Source organism: Streptomyces sp. NPDC002564, from assembly GCF_042889645.1.
GTDB lineage: Bacteria > Actinomycetota > Actinomycetes > Streptomycetales > Streptomycetaceae > Streptomyces.
Genome location: NZ_JBIARE010000001.1, coordinates 1,221,781 through 1,243,978 on the forward strand (window position 1 = coordinate 1,221,781; position 22,198 = coordinate 1,243,978).

The following is a 22,198-nucleotide window of genomic DNA, read 5'->3' on the forward strand; positions in this document are numbered from 1 at the left end:
CCCCGACGTTTCGTGCGTACGAACAATGGCGTACGTACAAAAGGGTACGAAATTACTTCAGGCCGGGGTACAGGGGGTGCTTGTCGGCCAGAGCGGTGACGCGGGCCTTGAGGGCGTCCGCGTCGAAGCCGGGCTTGAGGGCCTCGGCGATGATGTCGGCGACCTCGCGGAAGTCCTCCTCCCGGAAGCCGCGGGTGGCCAGCGCGGGCGTGCCGATCCGCAGGCCCGAGGTGACCATCGGGGGGCGCGGGTCGTTCGGGACCGCGTTGCGGTTGACCGTGATGCCGACCTCGTGGAGGCGGTCCTCGGCCTGCTGGCCGTCCAGCTCGCTGTCGCGCAGGTCCACCAGGACCAGGTGCACGTCGGTGCCGCCGGAGGCCACGCCGACGCCGGCCGCCTTCGCGTCGTCCTGCACCAGGCGCTCGGCCAGGATGCGGGCGCCGTCCAGGGTGCGCTGCTGGCGCTCCTTGAAGTCGTCCGAGGCGGCGACCTTGAAGGAGACGGCCTTGGCCGCGATGACGTGCTCCAGCGGGCCGCCCTGGAAGCCGGGGAAGACCGCGGAGTTCAGCTTCTTGGCGAAGTCCTTGTTGCGCGCCAGGATGATGCCGCCGCGCGGGCCGCCGAGCGTCTTGTGCGTGGTGGAGGTGACCACGTCCGCGTACGGCACCGGGTTGGGGTGCAGACCGGCGGCGACGAGCCCGGCGAAGTGCGCCATGTCGACCCACAGCTTCGCGCCGACCTCGTCGGCGATCCGGCGGAACTCGGCGAAGTCCAGCTGACGCGGGTAGGCGGACCAGCCCGCGATGATCACCTTCGGGCTGTTCTCCTTGGCCAGGCGCTCGACCTCGGCCATGTCGACCAGACCGGCCTCGTCCACGTGGTAGGCGACCACGTTGAACTGCTTGCCGGAGAAGTTCAGGCGCATGCCGTGCGTGAGGTGGCCGCCGTGCGCCAGGTCCAGGCCGAGGATCGTGTCGCCGGGCTGGGCGATCGCGAAGAGGGCGGCCTGGTTGGCGGAGGCGCCGGAGTGCGGCTGGACGTTCGCGTACTCGGCGCCGAACAGGTCCTTGACCCGGTCGATCGCGATCTGCTCGGTCACGTCCACGTGCTCGCAGCCGCCGTAGTAGCGGCGGCCGGGGTAGCCCTCGGCGTACTTGTTGGTGAGGACGGTGCCCTGGGCCTCCATGACGGCGACCGGAGCGAAGTTCTCCGAGGCGATCATCTCGAGGGTGGACTGCTGGCGGTGGAGCTCGGCGTCGACGGCGGCGGCGACGTCCGGGTCCAGCTCGTGGAGGGGGGTGTTCAGAAGCGACATCACACGATCCCTATCGGTATGGGTCAGCCGGCGGCGAAGGCGGTGTACTCATCGGCGGAGAGCAGGTCGCCCGGCTCCTCGGCGATGCGCACCTTGAACAGCCAACCACCCTCGAACGGGGCGGAGTTGACCAGCGAGGGGTCGTCCACGACGTCCTGGTTGGCCTCGACGACCTCGCCGGTCACCGGCGAGTACAGGTCGCTGACCGACTTGGTCGACTCCAGCTCGCCGCAGGTCTCGCCCGCGGTGACCGTGTCGCCGACCTCCGGAAGCTGCACGAAGACGACGTCACCGAGCGCGTTGGCCGCGTGCTCCGTGATGCCGATGGCCGACACGCCTTCCTCGGCGGCCGACAGCCACTCGTGCTCCTTGCTGTAACGCAGCTGCTGGGGGTTGCTCATGACCTGAATTCTCCTGTACGCGGGTGGGTGCTGCGGAACGAGAAAGATGTGCGTGGGGTCACTTCTGCGGCGCGTCGGGCCGCGCCCACGCGGGGACGGTCGCCTACAGCGTCACTTCTGGCGCTTGTAGAACGGCAGGGCCACGACCTCGTACGGCTCGTGGGTGCCGCGGATGTCCACGCCGACGCCCTCGGTGCCCGGGGCCGCGTGCTCGACGTCGACGTACGCCATCGCGAGCGGCTTGCCCAGCGTCGGGGACGGGGCGCCGGAGGTGACCTCACCGATCACCTTGCCGCCGGCGACCACCGGGAAACCGGCGCGCGGCACGCGGCGGCCCTCGGCGATCAGGCCGACGAGCTTGCGCGGCGGCGCCGACTCGGCGCGCTCGGCGGCGGCCGCGAGCGCCGCGCGGCCCACGAAGGTCTCCGACTGCGACGTCTTCTCGAACTTCACCACCCGGCCCAGCCCGGCGTCGAACGGCGTCAGCTCGGCGGTCAGCTCGTGCCCGTACAGCGGCATGCCGGCCTCCAGGCGCAGCGTGTCGCGGCAGGAGAGACCGGCCGGGACCAGACCGACCGGCGTGCCCGCCTCCAGGAGCGCGCCCCACAGCTTCTCCGCGTCACCGGGGGAGACGAACAGCTCGAAGCCGTCCTCGCCGGTGTAGCCGGTGCGGGCGATCAGCGCGGGCACGCCCGCGACGGTGCCGGGCAGGCCCGCGTAGTACTTCAGGCCGTCCAGGTCCGCGTCCGTGAGTGACTTCAGGATGCCGGGGGACTCGGGACCCTGGATCGCGAGCAGGGCGTACGCGTCGCGGTCGTCACGGACCTCGGCGTCGAAGCCCTCGGCGCGGGCGGTCAGCGCGTCGAGCACGACCTGCGCGTTCGAGGCGTTGGCGACCACCATGTACTCGGGGGCCCCGGCCGCGCCGAGGCGGTAGACGATCAGGTCGTCCAGGATCCCGCCGTCCTCCGCGACGATCATCGTGTAGCGGGCGCGGCCGACACCGACGGAGCCGATGTTGCCGACCAGCGCGAAGTTCAGGAAGTCCGCGGCCGCGGGGCCGGTGACCGTGATCTCGCCCATGTGCGACAGGTCGAAGAGGCCGGCCTTGGTGCGCACGGCGTTGTGCTCGTCGCGCTCGCTGGCGTACCGCAGCGGCATGTCCCAGCCCGCGAAGTCGGTCATGGTCGCGCCGAGCGAACGATGCACGGCATCGAGGGCGGTCAGACGGGGGGCAGTGCTCATGAAGGGAACTCCCAGGGCATGACGGGCGAGGTCGATCCTCCCCATCTGTCATCGGAACCTGAGAGGTTCGCCGAGAGCGTCCCGATGTCCGAGACGCCCGGCTTGCACCTTGGGTGGGGCCACCGGGGCGGCCCGCTTTTCAGATGTGCCTCGCCCGCGCGGTACGGGGCCTGAGAGATTCAAGGGAGGGACTTGCTCCTTCGGCGCCCCGGAGGCACAGTGCGTGCCCGGTCCGGGAACTCTCCCGCGCGGATTCAAACGGCCGGTATGGAGTTGGCGCGCACATCATTGCACGCGCCCCCCTCCAGGGGGACCCGTGACCGGGTACTCGTCCGGTGCCCCCGGAACGCCCTTGTGCCGCATTACCTTCTCTTTACACTTGCTGGGGAAGCAGTACGTGACCGCTATGGGGAGGCCGATCACGGTGCGCAGCAGGACCAGTGTCTACGCCACGACCTCGGGGGTGGCGCTGCCCGGACAGGCCGCCGTCCCCGCCACCGAGCGCTGCGGCCCGCTGCCCGTGGCCGTCGTCCGCGACCTGCGCGGCCGCCGCGGTCACAGCCCGCGCCGCCTCACCTTCGACGAGGGCGACCTCGTCGTCGTCTCCGGGCTGCCCGGCGGCGGAAAGTCGACCCTCATGCGGCAGGCCGTCACGGGCCCCCGCATCGACTCCCAGGACACCCGCGACCGCTGGGCCCGCCGGATGCCCCGCCTGCTGCCCTACGCGGTCTACCGCCCCCTGGTCCGCCTCGCGCACTACGCGGGCCTGCGCCGCGCCCTGCGCTCCGGCGCCGGCGTCGTGGTGCACGACTGCGGCACCCAGGCCTGGGTGCGCCGCTGGCTCGCCCGCGAGGCGGCCCGGCGCGGCACCGCCCTGCACCTGCTGCTGCTCGACGTGCCCGCCGACACCGCGCTGCAGGGCCAGCTCGCCCGCGGCCGCGGCGTCTCGCGGTACGCCTTCGCCCGCCACCGCAGAACGGTCGGGCGGCTCGTCGGCGCCACCGAGCGCGGCGACCTGCCCCGCGGCTGCGGCTCCGCGGTGCTGCTCGACCGGGCGGCGGCCCAGGCGCTGCGCGGGATCGCCTTCGATCGCCGGGCCGTGCGGCGTTAGGGTTCGAGCCGCAGCAAGAGCGGTCGCGAGCAGGGGTTGGACGTTGGACATGGACTTTCCGGCGCAGGCACACGCCCATCCGTACGGCGGATGGCCGGGCAACGAACTAGAGGAGGTCCTCGCGGCCTCCCTCGGCGGCCCCGCCACGGCGGGCGCCCGGATCGTCGAGGTGCTCGGCCGCAGCCACATATGGATCCCGCTGCCGAACGGCGGCGGGCCCGAGAGCGGCACCCTGGACCTGCCGACCCTGGAGATCGAGGGCCAGGCGTACGTCCCCGTCTTCACCTCCGAGCAGCAGTTCCACCAGGCCCTGGGCGAGGCCGCCGACCGCATGGGCCGCACCGTGGCGCCCGCCGTCGAGTTCGCCCGCGGCCTGCCCCCGCAGCTCGGCATCGCGCTGAACCCGGACGGCACCGTCGGCGTCCCGCTGCCGCCCTCCGCCGTCGCCGAGCTCGCCCGGTCGGGCCGCACCGAGCTGGACGGCCCCACCAGCGGCGGCCGGGTACGTCTGTTCGAGCCGGACTGGCAGGAGGACCCCGTCGACTTCCTGACCGCCGCCGCCCGCGAGTTCGAGGCGACGGGCGTGGTGCTCACCGCCCGCCGCTGCCTGGCGACCGTGGAGACGGACGACCCGGCGCTCTTCGTCGGCGTCGAGCTGTCCACCTGGGAGGGCGGCGCCCGCGAGCTGCCCATGGAGGCCCTGGGGCGCGCCCTCGGCGCGGTCCCCGCGCCCTGGCCGGTCAACCTCGTGCTGCTCGACGTGGCGCAGGATCCGGTGGGCGACTGGCTGCGCGCCCGGGTGCGGCCCTTCTACCACCGCGGGGCCTGAGGCGGGCGGGGCGCTCCGGCGCGACGCGGCCCGCCGGGCCCGAGGTGTCGTACGTCAAGTCCGTGCCAGGATCGCCGCTTAAGCTGGTTCCATGACCCGGTCGGGGCACACACCGTGCCGGGCGACGGGGTACGCGGGTTCGAAGCGAAGGGGCGGTTACGGGTGAGTGCGTCGGGCACGGCCGCGGGCGATGGGGTCTCCCCAGGACGAGCTGGTCCGAGCCCCTGGGGACAGGTCGAGCAGATGCTGCGCCAGGTGACGCCGGGGCGCTACGACGCCTACGAGGCACTGCTGCGCGCGCTCGCCGCCGACCGGGTGTGGATGCTGCTCTGGCACGGCCAGGCCGGATCCCCCGACGCCCAGTACGGCAACATGGAGGTCGAGGGCCTCGGCTACGCCCCCTGTGTGACCTCCGCCCAGGAGCTCTCCGCCAGCGGCTGGAACCGCAGCTACGAGGTGGTGCGCGGGGTCGACGCCGCCCGCACCCTCTACCCCGACCACTACGGCCTCTGGCTCAACCCGCACGCGCCCGGCGGCGGCGTGGGCATCCCCTGGCTGGATCTGCGCCGTATCGCCACGGGCCTGGACCTGCTGCCCGCGGGCCCGCTCCGGCTCACCGAGCCGAGCATCGAAATCCCGCAGTTCTATGCCTTGTTGACGCAGAACGCGCACCGCACCCCCGCGGTGCGCTCGCTGCGCCGCGCCTGGGTGCAGCCCGCGCTCGGCGCGCCCTATCTGGCCATCGGCCTGGACGTGTACGACACCTCGCCGCCGTCGGTCGACGCGGTGCGGGCGATGATGCAGCAGTCCATCCCCGCCGTCCCCGAGGGCCTGCCGGTCTCGACCGTCGCGATGTCCGACGACTACGACCCGGTCGCGATGTGGCTGCGCGCCAACGCCCGCCCCTTCTACGACCGCGAGGCCCAGGCGGCCCCCGCCCAGGCCGGCGGATACGGCTACCCCGCGCAGTACTGACCGTCGCGAATCGGCCACGCGGGCCCCGTCCGCGGGCCCGGACGGGCCGCGCACGACCGCGCGAACAGCGACAACGCACGTGATGTCCCGTTCTGATGCGGGTGGGGCCCTATGGGCTCCCGTGCCGCCTTGCACCCCAACTGCCCCGTGTTCGCCCCTCGTTCACACGCGTCCGGATAACGGAACACCTCGATCAGCATCACGTTTGCGCATCCTTTCCCCGACAAGGCTGGTAACAGATCGCGACGTGGATGAAGACTCCCGCTCCAGGGGCCTTCGCCCCTGTGTACGACGGACTGATCACGTCGCTACAGCGGCAAGTGCGGGCCGGTCACCACCGGTTGAGAGGGGTCCCTGCCACGATGACGGCACCATTGCATGACACACCTGCGGACGCGGACCCGACCGAGGACGTCGCCCCCGCAGCTGATGCAGGGGTGAAGAAGGTCGAGGGCCGGTCCCTCAAGCAGATCGCCTGGCACCGGCTGAAGCAGGACAAGGTGGCCCTCTCCGGCGCCATCGTCGTGATCGTCCTGATCCTGGTCGCCGTCTTCGCGCCTCTGATCGTCAGCCTGTTGGGCCACCCGCCCAACGACTTCCACCAGGAGGAGCTGGACGAGCTCACCAACCTCCCCAAGGGCGCGCTCGGCGGTGTCAGCGGCGACTTCCTGTTCGGCGTCGAGCCGAACAAGGGCCGCGACATCTTCAGCCGGATCGTCTACGGGGCGCGCATCTCGCTGCTCGTGGCCTTCCTGGCCGCGGTGGTCGCCGTCGCGCTCGGCACGCTCTTCGGCATCGTCGCCGGCTACTTCGGCGGCTGGGTCGACGCGCTGATCAGCCGCGTGATGGACGTGCTGCTCTCCTTCCCGCAGCTGCTCTTCATCATCTCCCTGGTCTCGGTCCTGCCGGACGACCTGCTGGGCCTGACCGGCAGCGGGGTCCGCGTCGGCATCCTCGTCCTGGTCATCGGCTTCTTCGGCTGGCCCTACGTCGGCCGCATCGTCCGCGGCCAGACCCTCTCGCTGCGCGAGCGCGAGTACGTGGAAGCGGCCCGCAGCCTGGGCGGCGGCCGCCGGCACATCCTCTTCCGCGAGCTGCTGCCCAACCTGGTCGCGCCGATCACCGTCTACGCGACGCTGATGATCCCGACCAACATCCTCACGGAGGCGGCCCTGAGCTTCCTCGGCGCCGGTGTGAAGCCGCCGACGGCCTCCTGGGGCGGCATGCTGCGCGACGCCCTGGAGACCTACGAACACGACCCGATGTTCATGGTCTTCCCCGGCGTGACGATCTTCATCACCGTCCTGGCCTTCAACCTCTTCGGCGACGGGCTGCGGGACGCGCTCGACCCGAAGGGGACGCGCTAGCAGTACCGACCGGCTTGCCCCTGCCGCATGTCAGGTGGCTCTATCCATGGTTCTCCGGCAGCTCAAGGCCAGGGACCGCGAATCTCGGAGGACGAGAAAATGCCCACAGTTTCCTCGAAACGACGGCTCACCAGTGGTGCGGCCCTCGTCGTCGCGGCGCTGGTGACCACCACGGCGTGCGGCGGCGGTGACGGTGACGACGGTGACTCGAAGGGTGCCGGCTACAACGCGTCGCTCAACAAGGTCGCCAACCCTTCCAAGAAGAAGGGGGGTGTGCTGAAGATGGTCGGCAAGCAGGACCTCGACTCCGCCGACCCCCAGCGCGCCTACTACGGCATGTCGTGGGACTTCATGCGCTTCTACACCCGGCAGCTGGTGTCCTACGACACCAAGCCGGGCAAGGCGGGCACGAAGCTGGTCCCGGACCTCGCCACCTCCACCGCGAAGATCTCGGACGACGGCAAGACCTACACGTACAAGCTGCGTGACGGTCTCACCTGGGAGGACGGCTCCAAGCTGACCTCCAAGGACGTCAAGTACGGCATCGAGCGCTCCTGGGCGACGGACACCATCACCGGTGGCCCCGGCTACATCCGCGCGGCGCTCGACCCCGACACGAAGTACAAGGGTCCCTACAAGGACAAGGACGGTCTGAAGGCGATCGAGACGCCCGACGACCAGACCATCGTCTTCAAGCTGCCCAAGCGCAACGGTGACTTCGAGCAGTTCCTGGCCATGCCGACCGGCTCGCCGGTCAAGGAGGCCAAGGACACCAAGGCGAAGTACACCGCCCGTCCGTTCTCCTCGGGCCCGTACAAGTTCCAGTCGTACAAGTCCGGCAAGAAGATCGTGCTGGTCCGCAACGACAAGTGGAAGAAGTCCTCGGACCCGATCCGCGCCGCGCTGCCGGACAAGATCGACGTGACGATCTCCGCCAACCTGGAGGAGAACGACAAGAAGCTGATGGAGGGCGACTACGACCTCGACCTCAACGGCACGGGCATGACCCAGTCCGGCCGGGTCAGCGCCGTCTCGGACCACCGCGCCAACGTCGACAACATGCACACGTCCTTCGTGCGCTACGTCGCGCTGATCCACACCGCGAAGCCGTTCGACAACGTGCACTGCCGCAAGGCGGTCTTCTACGGCACCGACTTCGCGAGCCTGCAGCAGACCCGCGGCGGCAAGGTCGCGGCCGGCGACATCGCCAACTCCACCTTCCCGGTGGCGATCCCGGGCCACAGCGACTACGACCCGTACGGGGTCCTGGCGCGCAAGGGCAAGCCGGACGCCGCCAAGGCCAAGGACGAGCTCAAGCAGTGCGGCAAGCCGAACGGCTTCAGCGCCAAGCTGACCGCCCGCAACAACAACCCGGGTGAGGTCGACGCCGCCGAGGCGCTGCAGGCCCAGCTGAAGAAGGTCGGCATCGACATCAGCGTCGAGTCCCTCGACGGCGCCGACTCGGCCAGCATCACCGGTTCGCCCTCGGTCGTGAAGAAGCGCGGCTACAGCATGCAGATGAGTGGCTGGGGCCCGGACTTCCCGTCCGGCCAGGGCTACGCGCAGCCGCTGTTCGACAGCCGTTACCTGATCGAGAACGGCAACTACAACGAGTCCCAGATCAAGGACAAGAAGATCGACGGGCTCTTCGACAAGGCGATCGCCGAGACCGACGCCACGAAGGCCGGCGAGATCTACAAGGAGCTCGACAAGCGGATCCTCGACAACGCCGACTGGATGCCCTTCCTCTACGAGAAGAACATCACCTGGCGCGGATCGCGGCTCACCAACGCCTACATGTCCGACGCCTACAACGGTCGGTACGACTACGCCTCGCTCGGCGTCGTCAAGTAACACCCCGTCGCAGTACCCGTAGTTGATCCACCGTCACACCGCCGACGAATCCCGCCAGTCCGAAGGGCAGGTGATGGCCCCGGGCGGGGGGGGGGGGGCCCCCCCCCCCGGGGCCCCCCCCCCCCCCCCCCCCCCCCCCCGGGCCGCGCACAGTGCTTGCTTATCTCATCCGGCGCCTGATCGCCGTCATCATCATGGTGCTGGTCGTACTGCTCGCGACCTTCACCATCTTCTTCATGCTGCCCAAGTGGGCGGGACAGGACATCGCCGTCCTCTTCGCCGGCAAGGCATCGGGTGCCGAGCAGCTCGAGGGCATCCGCGTCAAACTGGGCCTCGACGACCCTCTGCTCGTCCAGTTCTGGGACTTCATCAAGGGCATCCCGATGGGGCGCGACTACGTCAACGGCAGTGACGTCACGCACTGCCCGGCGCCGTGCTTCGGCTACTCCTTCCGTACCGAGGCGCCCGTCTGGGAGACCCTCAAGGACGCCCTGCCCGTCACCGGCGCGCTCGCCGCCGGAGCCTGTGTGCTGTGGCTGGCCGGTGGCGTCATCACCGGCGTGATCTCCGCGCTGCGCCGCGGCACCATCTGGGACCGCGCCGCGATGACCACCGCGCTCGCCGGTGTCTCGCTGCCCGTCTTCTTCACCGGCATGATCGCCATGGGCGTCTTCGTGCACAGCCTCGGCTGGGTGAAGATCGCGGACAGCCTCAGTACCGACGACTCGATCGACGTCTGGTTCCAGACGCTGATCCTGCCGTGGATCGTGCTCGCGTTCCTCAACGCGGCCATGTACGCCCGCCTGACCCGCGCCACGATGCTGGAGGTCCTCGGCGAGGACTACATCCGCACCGCGCGCGCCAAGGGCCTCGGCGAGGGCGTCGTCATCCGCAGGCACGCGCTGCGCTCCGCGATGACGCCGATCCTCACCGTCTTCGGACTCGACCTCGGCGTCCTGATGGGCGGCGCGGTGCTCACCGAGTCCACGTTCAACCTTCCGGGGCTCGGCCTCGAGGCGGTCAAGGCCATCAGCAGCAAGGACCTGCCCGTCATTCTCGGCGTCACCCTGTGTGCGGCGCTCGCGATCGCCGTCGCCAACCTCGTCGTCGACCTTCTGTACGCCGTCATCGACCCGCGAGTGAGGCTGGGATGACCGAACTGTCCAAGAGCGGAGCAGCGGTGGGCGAACCCGTCGCCGGCTCTCCCGCTCCCTCCGCCTTCCTCGAGGTGCGCGACCTCAAGGTGCACTTCCCGACCGACGACGGCCTGGTCAAGTCCGTCGACGGGCTCAACTTCTCGCTGGAGAAGGGCAAGACCCTCGGCATCGTGGGCGAGTCCGGATCCGGCAAGTCGGTCACCTCGCTGGGCATCCTCGGCCTGCACACCGCCGGCCAGTACGGCCGTCGCCGGGCCCGGATCTCCGGCGAGATCTGGCTGAACGGCCAGGAGCTGCTCTCCGCCGATCCCGACACGGTGCGCAAGCTCCGCGGCCGCGAGATGGCGATGATCTTCCAGGACCCGCTGTCCGCGCTGCACCCGTACTACTCCATCGGCAAGCAGATCACCGAGGCGTACCGGGTCCACAACGACGTCGACAAGAAGGCCGCCCGCAAGCGGGCGATCGAGATGCTCGACCGGGTCGGCATCCCGCAGCCCGACAAGCGCGTCGACTCCTACCCGCACGAGTTCTCCGGCGGCATGCGCCAGCGCGCGATGATCGCGATGGCGCTGGTCAACAACCCCGAGCTGCTCATCGCGGACGAGCCGACCACCGCCCTGGACGTGACCGTCCAGGCGCAGATCCTGGACCTCATCCGGGACCTGCAGAAGGAGTTCGGCTCCGCCGTCATCATGATCACGCACGACCTGGGCGTGGTCGCCGAGATGGCGGACGAGCTCCTGGTCATGTACGGCGGCCGGTGCGTCGAGCGCGGCACCGCCGAGAAGGTCTTCTACGAACCCCAGCACCCCTACACCTGGGGCCTGCTGGGCTCGATGCCCCGCATCGACCGCGAGGAGACCGAGCGGCTGATCCCGGTCAAGGGCTCCCCGCCCAGCCTGATCAACCTGCCGAGCGGCTGTGCCTTCAACCCGCGCTGCCCCTACGCGGACATCCCCAAGGACCAGATCACCCGCAGCGAGCGCCCCGAACTGCGCCTGGTGGCCGAGGGCCACTACTCGGCCTGTCACATGTCGCAGGACGAGCGCACCCGGATCTGGACCGAAGAGATTGCGCCGAAGCTGTGAACGAAGCCGCGAAGGACCAGAAGAACCCCAAAGGCACGGCGAAGGGCCAGGAGATGACGATCCCGGCGCAGACGAAGGGCTCGCCCGAGCCGCTGCTCAAGGTCGACGGCCTGGTGAAGCACTTCCCCATCAAGAAGGGGCTGCTCCAGCGCCAGGTGGCGGCGGTGCAGGCGGTCGACGGGCTCTCCTTCGACGTACGCCCCGGCGAGACGCTCGGCGTGGTCGGCGAGTCCGGCTGCGGCAAGTCGACGATGGGCCGGCTGATCACGCGGCTGCTCGAACCGACCGGCGGCCGGGTCGAGTTCGAGGGCGTGGACATCACGCACCTGAACACCAGCGGCATGCGCCCGCTGCGCCGTGACGTGCAGATGATCTTCCAGGACCCGTACTCGTCGCTGAACCCGCGGCACACCATCGGCACGATCGTCGGCGCGCCCTTCAAGCTCCAGGGCGTCAAGCCCGAGGGCGGCGTGAAGAAGACCGTGCAGGAGATGCTGGCGCGCGTCGGGCTCAGCCCCGAGCACTACAACCGGTACCCGCACGAGTTCTCCGGCGGCCAGCGCCAGCGCATCGGCATCGCGCGGGCCCTGGCGCTGCGGCCCAAGCTCGTCGTCGCCGACGAGCCGGTCTCGGCCCTGGACGTGTCCATCCAGGCCCAGGTGGTCAACCTCCTGGACGACCTGCAGGACGAGCTCGGCCTCACGTACGTGATCATCGCGCACGACCTGTCGGTCATCCGGCACGTCTCGGACCGCATCGCGGTGATGTACCTGGGCAAGATCGTGGAGCTGGCGGACCGCAAGGACCTCTACAACTCGCCGATGCACCCGTACACCAAGGCGCTGCTGTCCGCGGTGCCGGTGCCGGACCCCAAGCGGCGCGGTGCCAAGAGCGACCGCATCCTGCTCCGCGGCGACGTGCCCTCGCCGATCGACCCGCCCAGCGGCTGCCGCTTCCACACGCGGTGCTGGAAGGCGACGGAGATCTGCACGACGAAGGAGCCGCCGCTGATCGCGCTCGCGAGCGGTCACCAGGTGGCCTGCCACCACCCGGAGAACGCCGCGGACCAGGCGCCCGAGGACACCAAGCTGCTCGCGGTCGCCAAGGAGGCGATCGACGTGGTGTCGGTGGTCACCAAGGCGGACGAGACGGCGGCCGAGGAGGCCGCGGCGGAGGCCGCCGCCGAGCCGACGGCGACGTCGGCACCCGCCGCCACGCCGACGGCGACCCCGGAATCCGCCGCCACGCCCGAGGCCGCGGCCTCGCCCGAGGTCACCAAGGCCGAGGTCAAGGGTGAGGGCAAGACCGAGGGCGAGAAGCAGGGCTGAGCCCGCGCGTGCCCCCAGGGGTACGGCCGGGACGACGGGAGGGTGCGGGGTCCGACGGACTCCGCACCCTCCCGTTCCGCAGGGGCCGTGCCGCCGGCCGGGGACCGGGGGCCGTGGACCGCACCCTGGCGCGGCCTCCTTCGACTTTCTCATTGAAGTGCTGGGGGGGGACTACGGAGCAGTGGAACCGCCGGGGCAGGGAGCGGCGGAGCCCCAACCCTCAAATGCGGGTGCGGGCAGCGGCGGGGCCGGGCCGCGCGCGGGTAAGAATGACGCGTGCTCCAGGATCTGTTCACGCCCTCCGTCCAGCACGCGCTCGACATCGTGGGGATCTTCGTCTTCGCGATCTCCGGCGCGCTGCTCGCCGTGCGCAAGAACTTCGACGTCTTCGGCATCGCCGTCCTCGCCGAGGTCACCGCGCTGGGCGGGGGACTCTTCCGCGACCTGGTGATCGGCGCCGTCCCGCCCGCCGCCTTCACCGATCTCGGCTACTTCATCACCCCGCTGTTCGCCGCCGCGCTGGTCTTCTTCCTGCACCCCGAGGTGGAGCGCACCCAGCTCGCGGTCAACGTCTTCGACGCGGCGGGCCTCGGCCTGTTCTGCGTCTCGGGCACGACCAAGGCGTACGACTACGGCCTCGGCCTCACCGCGTCGGCCGCCCTCGGCCTGATGACCGCGGTGGGCGGCGGTGTGCTCCGCGACATCGTCGCCAACGAGGTGCCCTCGCTGGTCCGCTGGGACCGCGACCTGTACGCGGTCCCGGCCATCGTGGGCGCGACGATGGTCGCCCTGTGCATCCGCTTCGAGGAGCTGACGGCCTTCACCAGCGGCATCGCCGTGGTGACGACGTTCGTGCTGCGCCTGCTGGCGCTGCGCTACCACTGGCGGGCACCGCGCGCCTGGAACCGCCGGTCCACCGCGGTGGAGGCCGAGGTGGAGGAGACCCCGTAGGGCCCTCGCGCTTCACGCACCCGCAACAGAAAAAGCTACCGCTCAGTAGTTACCTGTTGTACGTTGCTGGCATGGCAACGGCAGCATCGGCGGCCTCGGCAGCCCCCCTCCCGGTATCGGTGCCCGCGAGCATCGGCGACAGCGAGTTCGACCGCGACACCGCGGTCGTCCGGCGCGAGTCCGGCGTCTACGACACCGAGCTCTCCGCCGGGTGGACGATCATCAGCGCCGTCAACGGCGGCTATCTGCTCGCCGTCATCGGCCGCGCCCTCGCGGACGCCCTGCCGCACCCGGACCCGTTCACCGTCTCCGCGCACTACCTCACCGCGTCGAGCCCCGGCCCGGCCGTGATCCGCACCGACGTGGTGCGCGCCGGACGCTCCCTGTCGACCGGGCAGGCCTCGCTCTTCCAGTACGACGAGGAGGGCCGCGAGGTCGAGCGGATCCGTGTCCTCGCCTCGTACGGCGACCTCGACGCGCTCCCCGACGATGTCCGCACGACGGCCGTGCCGCCCGCCATCCCGCCGCTCGACCAGTGCTTCGGCGCGCAGGACGCGCCCGACCACCGCCCGGTGCCCGGCAGTTCGGCCATCGCCGACCGGCTCTTCCTCAAGCTGGACCCCGCCACCCTCGGCTGGGCGCTCGGACAGCCCTCCGGCAAGGGGGAGATGCGCGCCTGGTTCGGCCTCGCCGACGGCCGCGACGCGGACCCGCTGTCGCTGCTGCTCGCCGTCGACGCGCTGCCGCCGACCGCCTTCGAGATGGGCCTCACCGGCTGGGTCCCCACCGTCGAACTGACGGTCCACGTCCGCCACCGACCCGCCCCGGGCCCGCTGCGCGTCGCGATCACCACGCGGAACCTCGCGGGCGGTTTCCTGGAGGAGGACGCGGAGGTCTGGGACAGCGAGGACCGCCTGGTGGCCCAGTCCCGCCAACTGGCCCGCGCGCGGCTGGCCTAGGGCCCGCCACGGGGCCCGTCGCGGGGCCCGTCGCGCCCCGGCACCGCTCGGAGTGGCCCCGCTGCGGGATCCTGAGCGGGTGAAATCCGACCGGCTGCTCTCGATCCTGCTGCTGCTCCAGACCCGGGGACGGGTCCGCGCCCACGAACTCGCGGAGCGCCTGGAGGTCTCCGTACGCACGATCTACCGGGACGTCGAGGCCCTGTCCGCCTCCGGTGTCCCGGTCTACGCCGAGCGCGGCCGGCGCGGCGGCATCGAACTGCTCGCCGGGTTCCGCACCGACGTGACGGGGCTGACCGCGGACGAGTCGCGGGCGCTGTTCATCCTCGCCGCGCAGGGCGCGCACGCGGCGCTCGGCCTCGACGCGGCGCTCGGGTCCGCGCTGCGCAAGGTGATGGCCGCGCTGCCCGCGCCGCACCGGCCCGCCGCCGAGCTGACGAGCCGCCGCATCCTCGTCGACGCCTCGCGCTGGATGCGCGACCCGGACCCCGCCGTGGACCTCGCGGTGCTGCAGGACGCCGCCTTCGCCGACCGGCGGCTGCGCCTGACCTACCGGCACGGTGGCGCCGCCCGGCCGGTGACGTACACCGTCGATCCGTACGGCCTCGTGTCGAAGGCCGGCGTCTGGTACCTCGTGGCCGACCGGCAGGGCGCCCCGCGCCTCTTCCGCGTCGACCGGGTGAGCGGCGCGGTCCTGACCGACGCCGCCGTGCGCCGCCGCCCCGGCGTCGAACTCGCCGACGTGTGGGCCGTGCTGAAGCGGCAGGTTGAGGAGCGGCCGGGAGGCGTCGACGTGACGGCCCGGGTGCGCCGCTCCCGCCTGGACCAGTTCCTGCGCCTGAACGGCTCCTCGGTCACCCGGACACCGGTGGACGACGGCACCGGCGAGTGGGTCACCGTCCGTCTCGGCTACCGGGCGGCCGGCGAGGCGAAGATGCTGCTGCCCTTCGGCGACCACGTGGAGGTGCTCGGGCCGCCCGAGGTGCGCGCGGTGCTCGCCGGGACGGCGGCGGAGGTCGCCGAGCTGTACGGCGCCGCGGAAAGCGCCGCGGCAGACGGTCCGGCGGGCGGTCCGGCAGATGGTGCAGCAGGCGGTCCGGCGGACACCGGGCCCGTCGTCACGCCTCCGGCCCGCGGCTCAGGAAACGGGCCAGCTCGGCCGTGAGTTCGGCGGGCGCGTCCTCCTGGACGAGATGCCCGGCCCCCTCGATGAGCCGCAGCTCGGCGCCGGGGATCCGCCGGGCCAGCTCCTCGCCCCTGGCCACCGGGATCCAGGGGTCCCGGGTGCCCCAGCAGACCAGCACCGGCAGCGCCAGCTCCCCGTACCGGCCCTCGATCTCGTCGGTGAACCGCTGGTCGTTCTGCTCGATCTGCCGGTAGAAGGCGGCCTGTCCCTCCTGCGTGCACCACGGCTCGACGAGGTGGTCGAGCACTTCGGGGTGCAGTCCGCGCGGGCTGGTCGAGGCCACGTAGGTGCGCACCAGCGCGCGGTGCAGGTCGGGCGGCAGCTGGGCGAACACGCCGGAGTTCGCGCCGAGCAGCCGGTACGTGGGGGAGCCCCAGGGCGCCAGCGCCACCGGGTCGACCAGGGCGAGGCGTTCGTAGCGTGCGCCGTGCAGCAGGTGCGCCCGCAGGGCGACGCAGCCGCCGAAGTCGTGCGCCACCACGGCCGGTCGCGCCAGGTTCCAGTGGTCGAGGAGCGCGGCGAACACGCGGCCCTGCGCGGCGAGCGACACGTCCTGCCCGGCCTCCATGTGCGAGCTCCCGTACCCCGGCAGGTCCCACACGTACACGCGGTGCCCGCCCGCCAGGGCGCGCGCGACGGCACGCCAGACGTACGACGAGAACGGCGTGCCGTGGACGAGGACGACGGGCGGCGCGTCGGCGGGGCCGAGGGCCGCCCAGCGGACGGTGCCGGTCGGCCCCTCGAAGGTCCGGTCGAGGTGCCAGGCGTCGGAGGCGGTCCGGGTGACTCGGTCGGCTGTCATGACCGTAAGGCTAGTAGCTCCTTACGGGGGAGTCGAGGGGAATCTGCCCGTGGCCGCCGTCCGGGCGGGGCGGTGGCCGCGGGTGGCGGCCCGGCGTCAGTCCGTGTCGCCCCAGTGGCGCCGGCCGAGACCCACCAGGCGCAGTTGCCTGCGGGCGACGTCCGCCACCCGCGCCTCCTCCGCGGTGCCGGGGCCCGCGTCCAGGAACGCCGACGCGGTCATCACCATGTGGTCGACGTACATGCCGGCCAGCATCAGCAGGTCGTCCTCGGTCCAGCCGGACGTCGGCGCCTCCCGGGCGAACTGCCGCGCCACCTCCCGTGCGAACAGGGCGAGCTGGGCGCCGATCGCGTCGCGCACCGCCCGCACGCCGCCGTGCCGCTCGCGGGCGACGAAGCGGACGTGGGCGGGGTGGGCGTGGACGTAGCGCGCTATCAACTCGACGGTCTCCGCGATGCGTTGTTCGCTGTCGCCGGTCTCCGCGGCGAGCATCGCGGTGAGTGCCGTGTGCAGGCTGCCGAGCGACTCCTCGACCAGGGCCACGCCCAGGTCGGCGGTGTCGCGGAAGTGCCGGTAGAAGGCGGTGGGCGCGACGCCCACGGCGCGGGTCACCTCGCGCAGGCCCAGGCTGCTGAGGCTCTGCTCCTCCAGGAGCTGGAGGGCCGCGTCGAGGAGGGCCTGCCGGGTCTTCTGCTTCTGGGCCTGCCGGACGCCGAGGGTGTGACTCATGCCATGCAGTTAACAACTGTTCTCCGAGTTTTGAAAGCCGCGGAGGGAGTAGACTCCTAAGTCAGTGAACAACTGTTACCACAAGCGTTCACCGAACTGAGAGGGATCACATGCTCTTCCTTGTCGCCGCCCTTCTGCTGCTGGGTGTCGCCATGGGTTCCGTGGCCCACGCCCCGCTTCCGGTCAGCCTCGTCGCCGCCGCGGTCATCGGCGTGTGGCTCCTGGTCTTCGCCCTGCGCGAGCGCCACGCACGCCACCGCTGACCGCCGGCCGACCGCCGGTCCCGCCCGTACGACACCTCCACCTGCCAGGAGTCGCACCATGGAACTCACCGCCGAACGCACGGAACGCACGGAACGCGCCACGGACGACGCGGGGCGCACGGATCACATGGATCACACGGATCACGGGGGGCGCGCAGATCGCGTAGAGCGCGCCACGGAAGCAGCCCCGGCCCGTCCCACCGGGCGCCGGGACACCGACGGCATGGCCGTCGCCTCCTTCGTCCTCGGCCTGGTCGGACTGCTCGTCCTGAACCTCTTCCTCGGGCCCGTCGCGATCGTCCTCGCGGGCATCTCCCTGTGGCGCGGCACCACCCGCAAGGGGCGCGCGCTGCTCGGACTCGGGCTCGGCGTGGCCGACCTCGTCGTCCTCGCGACGCTCGTCTCGATGGACGACACCGTGTCCTGGGGTCTCGCAGGCTGATACCACCGGGGCGAAGGGGTCCGCGCGGCTCGTAGAATCGTGCGCACCATGGCCTACCTCGACCACGCAGCGACCACTCCGATGCTCCCGGAGGCGATCGCGGCGATGACCGCGCAGATCGCCGTCACCGGCAACGCCTCCTCGCTGCACGCGGCGGGACGGCGGGCGCGACGCACCGTCGAGGAGGCCCGCGAGGCACTCGCCGCGTCACTCGGCGCCCGCCCCAGCGAGACCGTCTTCACCTCCGGCGGCACCGAGGCGGACAACCTCGCCGTCAAGGGCCTGTACTGGGCCCGGCGGTACGCGGGGGAGGGAGCGCCGGCCCGCACCCGGCTGCTCGCCAGCCCCGTCGAACACCACGCCGTCCTCGACGCCGTGCACTGGCTCGGCGAGCACGAGGGCGCCACCGTCGAGTACCTGCCGGTCGACGCGTACGGGCGGGTGCACCCCGACGCGCTGCGCGAGGCCATCGAGCGCAACCCCGACGACGTGGCCCTCGCCACCGTCATGTGGGCCAACAACGAGATCGGGACCATCCAGCCGATCCGCGAACTGGCCGACATCGCGCACGAGTTCGGCATCCCGCTGCACGCCGACGCCGTGCAGGCGTACGGCCAGCTCCCCGTCGACTTCGGCGCCTCCGGGCTCGCCGCGATGACCGTTTCCGGCCACAAGATCGGCGGCCCCTACGGCATCGGCGCGCTGCTGCTCGGCCGCGAGTACACCCCCGTGCCCGTGCTGCACGGCGGCGGCCAGGAGCGGCACGTGCGCTCCGGGACGCTGGACGTGCCCGCCATCGCCGCGTTCGCCGTCGCGGGAGAGCACGCCGCGGCGCACCGCGAGCGGTTCGCCGCCGAGATCGGCGCGCTCCGCGACGACCTGGTGGCCGCCGTGCGCGCGGAGGTCCCCGAGGCGATCCTCGGCGGCGACCCCGCGCCGGACGGACGGCTGCCCGCCAACGCGCACTTCACCTTCCCGGGCTGCGAGGGCGACTCCCTGCTGCTGCTCCTGGACGCGCAGGGCATCGAGTGCTCCACCGGCTCGGCGTGCACGGCGGGCATCGCCCAGCCCAGCCACGTCCTGCTCGCCACCGGCACCGACCCCGACCTGGCCCGCGGCACGCTGCGGTTCTCGCTGGGCCACACCTCGACGAAGGCGGACGTGGACGCGGTGGCGGCGGCGATCGGCCCCGCGGTGGAACGGGCGCGGTCGGCGGGGCTCAGCTAGGTCCGGTCCCGGCGGCCCGCTCCGACGCCGTCGGCTTCGGTGTCCGCTCCGGCCTGGCCCGCTCGGCACGCACCAGCCGCAGATAGCGGTCCCAGTCCCAGTGCGGGCCCGGATCCGTGTGGTCGGTGCCCGGCACCTCCACATGGCCCACGATGTGCTCGCGGTCCACGGGGATGTCGTACCGCCGGCAGATCCCGGCGGTCAGCCGCGCCGACGCCGCGTACATCGGGCCGGTGAACGACGACTTCTGGTCGACGAAGCCCTCGTGCTCGATGCCGATGCTGCGTTCGTTGTAGCTCTTGTTGCCCGCGTGGAAGGCCACGTCGAGCTCGCGGATCATCTGCGCGATGTGCCCGTCCTTGCGCACCACGTAGTGCGCCGCGGCGCCGTGCCCCGGGTCCTTGAAGACGCGCAGCGCGGTCTGGTACCCGCCCTGGACGACGTGGATGACGACGCGGTCGATGGCGTAGTCGTCGGGGCGGTCGGCGCGCCGCCAGTTGTAGTCCGACGCGGCTATCCACTGTGCGCCGGGGGCGTCGACCTCGCCCTCCTTGCGCCGCTTGACCACGCCCGGCAGCCGCCACCACAGCCGCCCGAGCTCGTCCCCGGCCAGCAGGGCCGTGCCGACGGCCGCCGCGGCGCCGCCGATCAGCAGCGTGCGGCGGCTGACACCGCGGCCCGTGCCGTCCGTGGGCTCCCGCCGAGAATCCCCCATGCGATCTTCAACGCTTACTCGGGGGCGTCCGGTTCCCGTCGCCCCGTACTCTGTTAGAGCTATGACTTTGACCGAGACCCCGCAGCGTCCCCAGCGTCCCCTCCGTGTCCTCGCCGCCATGTCCGGCGGCGTGGACTCCGCCGTCGCCGCCGCCCGCGCCGCCGAGGCCGGGCACGACGTGACCGGAGTGCACCTCGCCCTCTCGGCGAACCCGCAGTCGTTCCGCACGGGTGCCCGGGGCTGTTGCACCATCGAGGACTCGCGCGACGCCCGCCGCGCGGCGGACGTCATCGGCATCCCGTTCTACGTGTGGGACCTCGCCGAGCGGTTCCGCGAGGACGTGGTCGAGGACTTCGTCGCCGAGTACGAGGCGGGCCGCACGCCCAATCCGTGCCTGCGCTGCAACGAGAAGATCAAGTTCGCCGCGCTGCTCGACAAGGCCCTCGCCCTCGGCTTCGACGCGGTCGTCACCGGCCACTACGCACAGGTGATCGTCCGCGAGGACGGCTCCCGCGAGCTGCACCGCGCCTCCGACATGGCCAAGGACCAGAGCTACGTCCTCGGGGTGCTCGACGACAAGCAGCTCGCCCACGCGATGTTCCCCCTGGGCGACACGGTCACCACCAAGGACGAGATCCGCGCGGAGGCCGAGCGCCGCGGGCTCGCCGTCGCCAAGAAGCCCGACAGCCACGACATCTGCTTCATCGCCGACGGCGACACCCAGGGCTTCCTCGCCGCCCGCCTGGGCAGGGCGGAGGGCGACATCGTGGACGCCGAGGGCAACAAGCTCGGCACCCACGAAGGGGCGTACGGCTACACCATCGGCCAGCGCAAGGGCCTGCGGATCGGCACCCCGGCCCCCGACGGCAAGCCCCGCTACGTCCTGGACATCTCCCCGGTCGACAACACCGTGACGGTCGGCCCGGCCGCCGCCCTGGACGTGACCGCCCTGACCGCCGTCAAGCCCCGCTGGTGCGGCCTCGCCCCCACCGGGCCCGGCACGTACACCGCGCAGCTGCGCGCGCACGGCGGCGAGACGGAGGTGACCGCCGAGCTCGTCGACGGCACGCTCACCGTCTCCTTCGCCGAGCCCGTGCGCGGCGTCGCCCCCGGCCAGGCGGTCGTGCTCTACGACGGCACGCGCGTGGTCGGCTCGGCGACGATCGCGACGACGGAACGGGCGACGGCGGCGGCGTGACCCCGCCGGGCCCGCCGGCCCGGTCACGGCCTCAGCGGCCCGCCACCTGCAGCACGATCTTGCCCTGGGTGCGGCCCTGTTCGCCGTACGCGTGGGCCTTGGCGGCGTCCTCCAGGGGCAGCACCGTGTCGATCTCGGCGCGCAGCTTCCCCTCGTCGACCAGGCGGGCGATCTCCAGGAGCCCCGCGCGGTCCGGCTCGACGACGGTCCACCCCGCGTGCACGCCGAGCCCGGCGGCCCGCTCGGGGTCCGGAAGGCCGCCCGGGTCGGGCAGCGTGACCAGGTGTCCGCCGCGGCGCAGCACGGGCAGCGAGCGGGTGCCGTACGGGCCGCCCACGCCGTCGAGGACCACGTCCACGTCGCGCACCTCCTCGGCGAAGTCCACGCGCGTGTAGTCGATGACCTCGTCCGCGCCCAGGCCGCGCAGGAAGGCGTGCTTCTCGGCGCGCGCGGTGCCGATGACGTACGCGCCGTGCGCCTTGGCGATCTGCACGGCGAGGTGGCCCACGCCCCCCGCCGCCGCGTGGATCAGCACCCGCTGCCCGGCGCGCAGTCCGGCCGTCTCGATCAGGCCCTGCCACGCGGTGAGCGCCGCGAGCGGCAGCGCGGCGGCCTGCACGTGATCGATGCCCTCGGGCTTGGGCGCGAAGCGCCGGGCGGGCGCCGCGACGAACTCGGCGTAGCCACCGGTCTGTTCGGGGAAGCGGGGCATGCCGAACACCGCGTCGCCGGGCCGGTACAGGGTCACCCCGGGGCCCACCTCCTCGACGACGCCGGACACGTCGTACCCGAGGATCGGTGTGTCGCCCCAGCTGCCGAAGGCGCCGTCCGCGCGGATCTTCCAGTCGACGGGGTTCACGCCTGCCGCGTGCACCCGGACCAGGATCTCGGTCAGCCCCGGTTCGGGGCGGTCCACCTCGACCGGGACCAGGTTCTCGGGGGCGCCCCAGGCGCGGGGGGTGACGGCACGCATCTTCATGGTCTTCCTCTTTCGGGAACGTCGGGAACGGCCGGGTTCCGGGGGCCGGGCTGGTCTCCGGGAGCGGCTCGTGG

At 71.9% G+C, this 22,198-nt stretch carries 22 protein-coding genes and 1 riboswitch; of the genes, 15 read left to right on the plus strand and 7 right to left on the minus strand.

Annotation, left to right across the window (positions count from 1 at the left end; all coding sequences use genetic code 11):
* Nucleotides 1-52 precede the first annotated feature (52 nt).
* The 3 genes from glyA to gcvT all read right to left on the minus strand — a co-directional run bounded on the left by glyA (nucleotide 53) and on the right by gcvT (nucleotide 2,961).
* Nucleotides 53-1,315, minus strand: a complete 1,263-nt coding sequence (gene glyA, locus ACFYXE_RS05610; RefSeq protein ID WP_389309079.1) for a serine hydroxymethyltransferase — start codon at nucleotides 1,313-1,315, stop codon at nucleotides 53-55.
* A 23-nt stretch (nucleotides 1,316-1,338) separates the two neighbouring features.
* Nucleotides 1,339-1,716: a glycine cleavage system protein GcvH gene (gene gcvH, locus ACFYXE_RS05615; RefSeq protein WP_389309081.1), complete on the minus strand. Its 378-nt coding sequence runs from the start codon at nucleotides 1,714-1,716 to the stop codon at nucleotides 1,339-1,341.
* Nucleotides 1,717-1,827: 111 nt separating this feature from the next.
* Nucleotides 1,828-2,961: a glycine cleavage system aminomethyltransferase GcvT gene (gene gcvT, locus ACFYXE_RS05620; RefSeq protein WP_361179473.1), complete on the minus strand. Its 1,134-nt coding sequence runs from the start codon at nucleotides 2,959-2,961 to the stop codon at nucleotides 1,828-1,830.
* 149 nt (nucleotides 2,962-3,110) lie between these two features.
* Nucleotides 3,111-3,218: riboswitch (glycine riboswitch) on the minus strand.
* 149 nt (nucleotides 3,219-3,367) lie between these two features.
* Here gcvT and ACFYXE_RS05625 point away from each other — a divergent pair.
* From ACFYXE_RS05625 to ACFYXE_RS05675, 11 genes are all read left to right on the plus strand, one after another.
* The gene (locus ACFYXE_RS05625; protein WP_389309577.1) at nucleotides 3,368-4,072 is read left to right on the plus strand and encodes an AAA family ATPase; all 705 of its coding nucleotides are present in this window, start codon (nucleotides 3,368-3,370) and stop codon (nucleotides 4,070-4,072) included.
* 49 nt (nucleotides 4,073-4,121) lie between these two features.
* Nucleotides 4,122-4,901 carry an enhanced serine sensitivity protein SseB gene (locus ACFYXE_RS05630; RefSeq protein WP_389309083.1) on the plus strand — a complete coding sequence of 260 codons (780 nt, stop codon included), beginning with the start codon at nucleotides 4,122-4,124 and terminating at the stop codon, nucleotides 4,899-4,901.
* A gap of 162 nt (nucleotides 4,902-5,063) precedes the next feature.
* On the plus strand, nucleotides 5,064-5,876 hold the full coding sequence (locus ACFYXE_RS05635; protein WP_389309085.1) for an enhanced serine sensitivity protein SseB C-terminal domain-containing protein: 813 nt from the start codon (nucleotides 5,064-5,066) through the stop codon (nucleotides 5,874-5,876).
* 362 nt (nucleotides 5,877-6,238) lie between these two features.
* Nucleotides 6,239-7,243, plus strand: a complete 1,005-nt coding sequence (locus ACFYXE_RS05640; RefSeq protein WP_361179481.1) for an ABC transporter permease — start codon at nucleotides 6,239-6,241, stop codon at nucleotides 7,241-7,243.
* A 99-nt stretch (nucleotides 7,244-7,342) separates the two neighbouring features.
* Nucleotides 7,343-9,097: an ABC transporter substrate-binding protein gene (locus ACFYXE_RS05645; RefSeq protein WP_389309088.1), complete on the plus strand. Its 1,755-nt coding sequence runs from the start codon at nucleotides 7,343-7,345 to the stop codon at nucleotides 9,095-9,097.
* A 152-nt stretch (nucleotides 9,098-9,249) separates the two neighbouring features.
* Nucleotides 9,250-10,251, plus strand: coding sequence for an ABC transporter permease (locus ACFYXE_RS05650; RefSeq protein ID WP_361179485.1), 1,002 nt, complete (start codon nucleotides 9,250-9,252; stop codon nucleotides 10,249-10,251).
* Nucleotides 10,248-11,345 (plus strand): ABC transporter ATP-binding protein, encoded by a 1,098-nt coding sequence (locus tag ACFYXE_RS05655; protein ID WP_389309090.1) that lies wholly within the window; start codon nucleotides 10,248-10,250, stop codon nucleotides 11,343-11,345. The genes ACFYXE_RS05650 and ACFYXE_RS05655 overlap by 4 nt, the downstream gene beginning before the upstream one ends.
* A 53-nt stretch (nucleotides 11,346-11,398) precedes the next feature.
* Entirely contained in the window at nucleotides 11,399-12,673 is a 1,275-nt protein-coding gene (locus tag ACFYXE_RS05660; RefSeq protein ID WP_389309580.1) for an ABC transporter ATP-binding protein, read from the plus strand.
* A gap of 276 nt (nucleotides 12,674-12,949) precedes the next feature.
* On the plus strand, nucleotides 12,950-13,624 hold the full coding sequence (locus ACFYXE_RS05665; protein WP_361179603.1) for a trimeric intracellular cation channel family protein: 675 nt from the start codon (nucleotides 12,950-12,952) through the stop codon (nucleotides 13,622-13,624).
* Between the two features lie 71 nt (nucleotides 13,625-13,695).
* Nucleotides 13,696-14,583, plus strand: a complete 888-nt coding sequence (locus ACFYXE_RS05670; protein ID WP_361179605.1) for a thioesterase family protein — start codon at nucleotides 13,696-13,698, stop codon at nucleotides 14,581-14,583.
* A gap of 79 nt (nucleotides 14,584-14,662) precedes the next feature.
* Complete coding sequence (locus ACFYXE_RS05675) at nucleotides 14,663-15,748, plus strand: helix-turn-helix transcriptional regulator (RefSeq protein WP_389309093.1); 1,086 nt, start codon at nucleotides 14,663-14,665, stop codon at nucleotides 15,746-15,748.
* Here the strand turns inward: ACFYXE_RS05675 and ACFYXE_RS05680 are convergent.
* Nucleotides 15,702-16,571, minus strand: a complete 870-nt coding sequence (locus tag ACFYXE_RS05680; protein ID WP_389309095.1) for an alpha/beta fold hydrolase — start codon at nucleotides 16,569-16,571, stop codon at nucleotides 15,702-15,704. The genes ACFYXE_RS05675 and ACFYXE_RS05680 overlap by 47 nt on opposite strands.
* A gap of 96 nt (nucleotides 16,572-16,667) precedes the next feature.
* Nucleotides 16,668-17,300 carry a TetR family transcriptional regulator gene (locus ACFYXE_RS05685; protein ID WP_389309097.1) on the minus strand — a complete coding sequence of 211 codons (633 nt, stop codon included), beginning with the start codon at nucleotides 17,298-17,300 and terminating at the stop codon, nucleotides 16,668-16,670.
* Between the two features lie 110 nt (nucleotides 17,301-17,410).
* Between ACFYXE_RS05685 and ACFYXE_RS05690 the strand changes: the two genes are divergently transcribed.
* The 3 genes from ACFYXE_RS05690 to ACFYXE_RS05700 all read left to right on the plus strand — a co-directional run bounded on the left by ACFYXE_RS05690 (nucleotide 17,411) and on the right by ACFYXE_RS05700 (nucleotide 19,232).
* The gene (locus ACFYXE_RS05690; protein ID WP_361179615.1) at nucleotides 17,411-17,563 is read left to right on the plus strand and encodes a hypothetical protein; all 153 of its coding nucleotides are present in this window, start codon (nucleotides 17,411-17,413) and stop codon (nucleotides 17,561-17,563) included.
* Between the two features lie 223 nt (nucleotides 17,564-17,786).
* Entirely contained in the window at nucleotides 17,787-18,005 is a 219-nt protein-coding gene (locus ACFYXE_RS05695; protein ID WP_389309583.1) for a DUF4190 domain-containing protein, read from the plus strand.
* A 48-nt stretch (nucleotides 18,006-18,053) separates the two neighbouring features.
* Nucleotides 18,054-19,232 (plus strand): cysteine desulfurase family protein, encoded by a 1,179-nt coding sequence (locus ACFYXE_RS05700; RefSeq protein WP_389309099.1) that lies wholly within the window; start codon nucleotides 18,054-18,056, stop codon nucleotides 19,230-19,232.
* Here ACFYXE_RS05700 and ACFYXE_RS05705 read toward each other — a convergent pair.
* On the minus strand, nucleotides 19,225-19,947 hold the full coding sequence (locus ACFYXE_RS05705) for an N-acetylmuramoyl-L-alanine amidase (RefSeq protein ID WP_389309101.1): 723 nt from the start codon (nucleotides 19,945-19,947) through the stop codon (nucleotides 19,225-19,227). The two genes, ACFYXE_RS05700 and ACFYXE_RS05705, sit on opposite strands and share 8 nt — an antisense overlap.
* Before the next feature lie 67 nt (nucleotides 19,948-20,014).
* On the opposite strand from ACFYXE_RS05705, the gene mnmA reads away from it, so the two are divergent.
* Complete coding sequence (mnmA, locus tag ACFYXE_RS05710) at nucleotides 20,015-21,145, plus strand: tRNA 2-thiouridine(34) synthase MnmA (protein ID WP_389309586.1); 1,131 nt, start codon at nucleotides 20,015-20,017, stop codon at nucleotides 21,143-21,145.
* Between the two features lie 31 nt (nucleotides 21,146-21,176).
* On the opposite strand, the gene ACFYXE_RS05715 is transcribed toward mnmA, so the two are convergent.
* A complete protein-coding gene (locus tag ACFYXE_RS05715) occupies nucleotides 21,177-22,118 on the minus strand; it encodes an NADP-dependent oxidoreductase (protein WP_361179637.1) in 942 nt (313 codons plus the stop codon).
* Nucleotides 22,119-22,198: the final 80 nt, after the last annotated feature.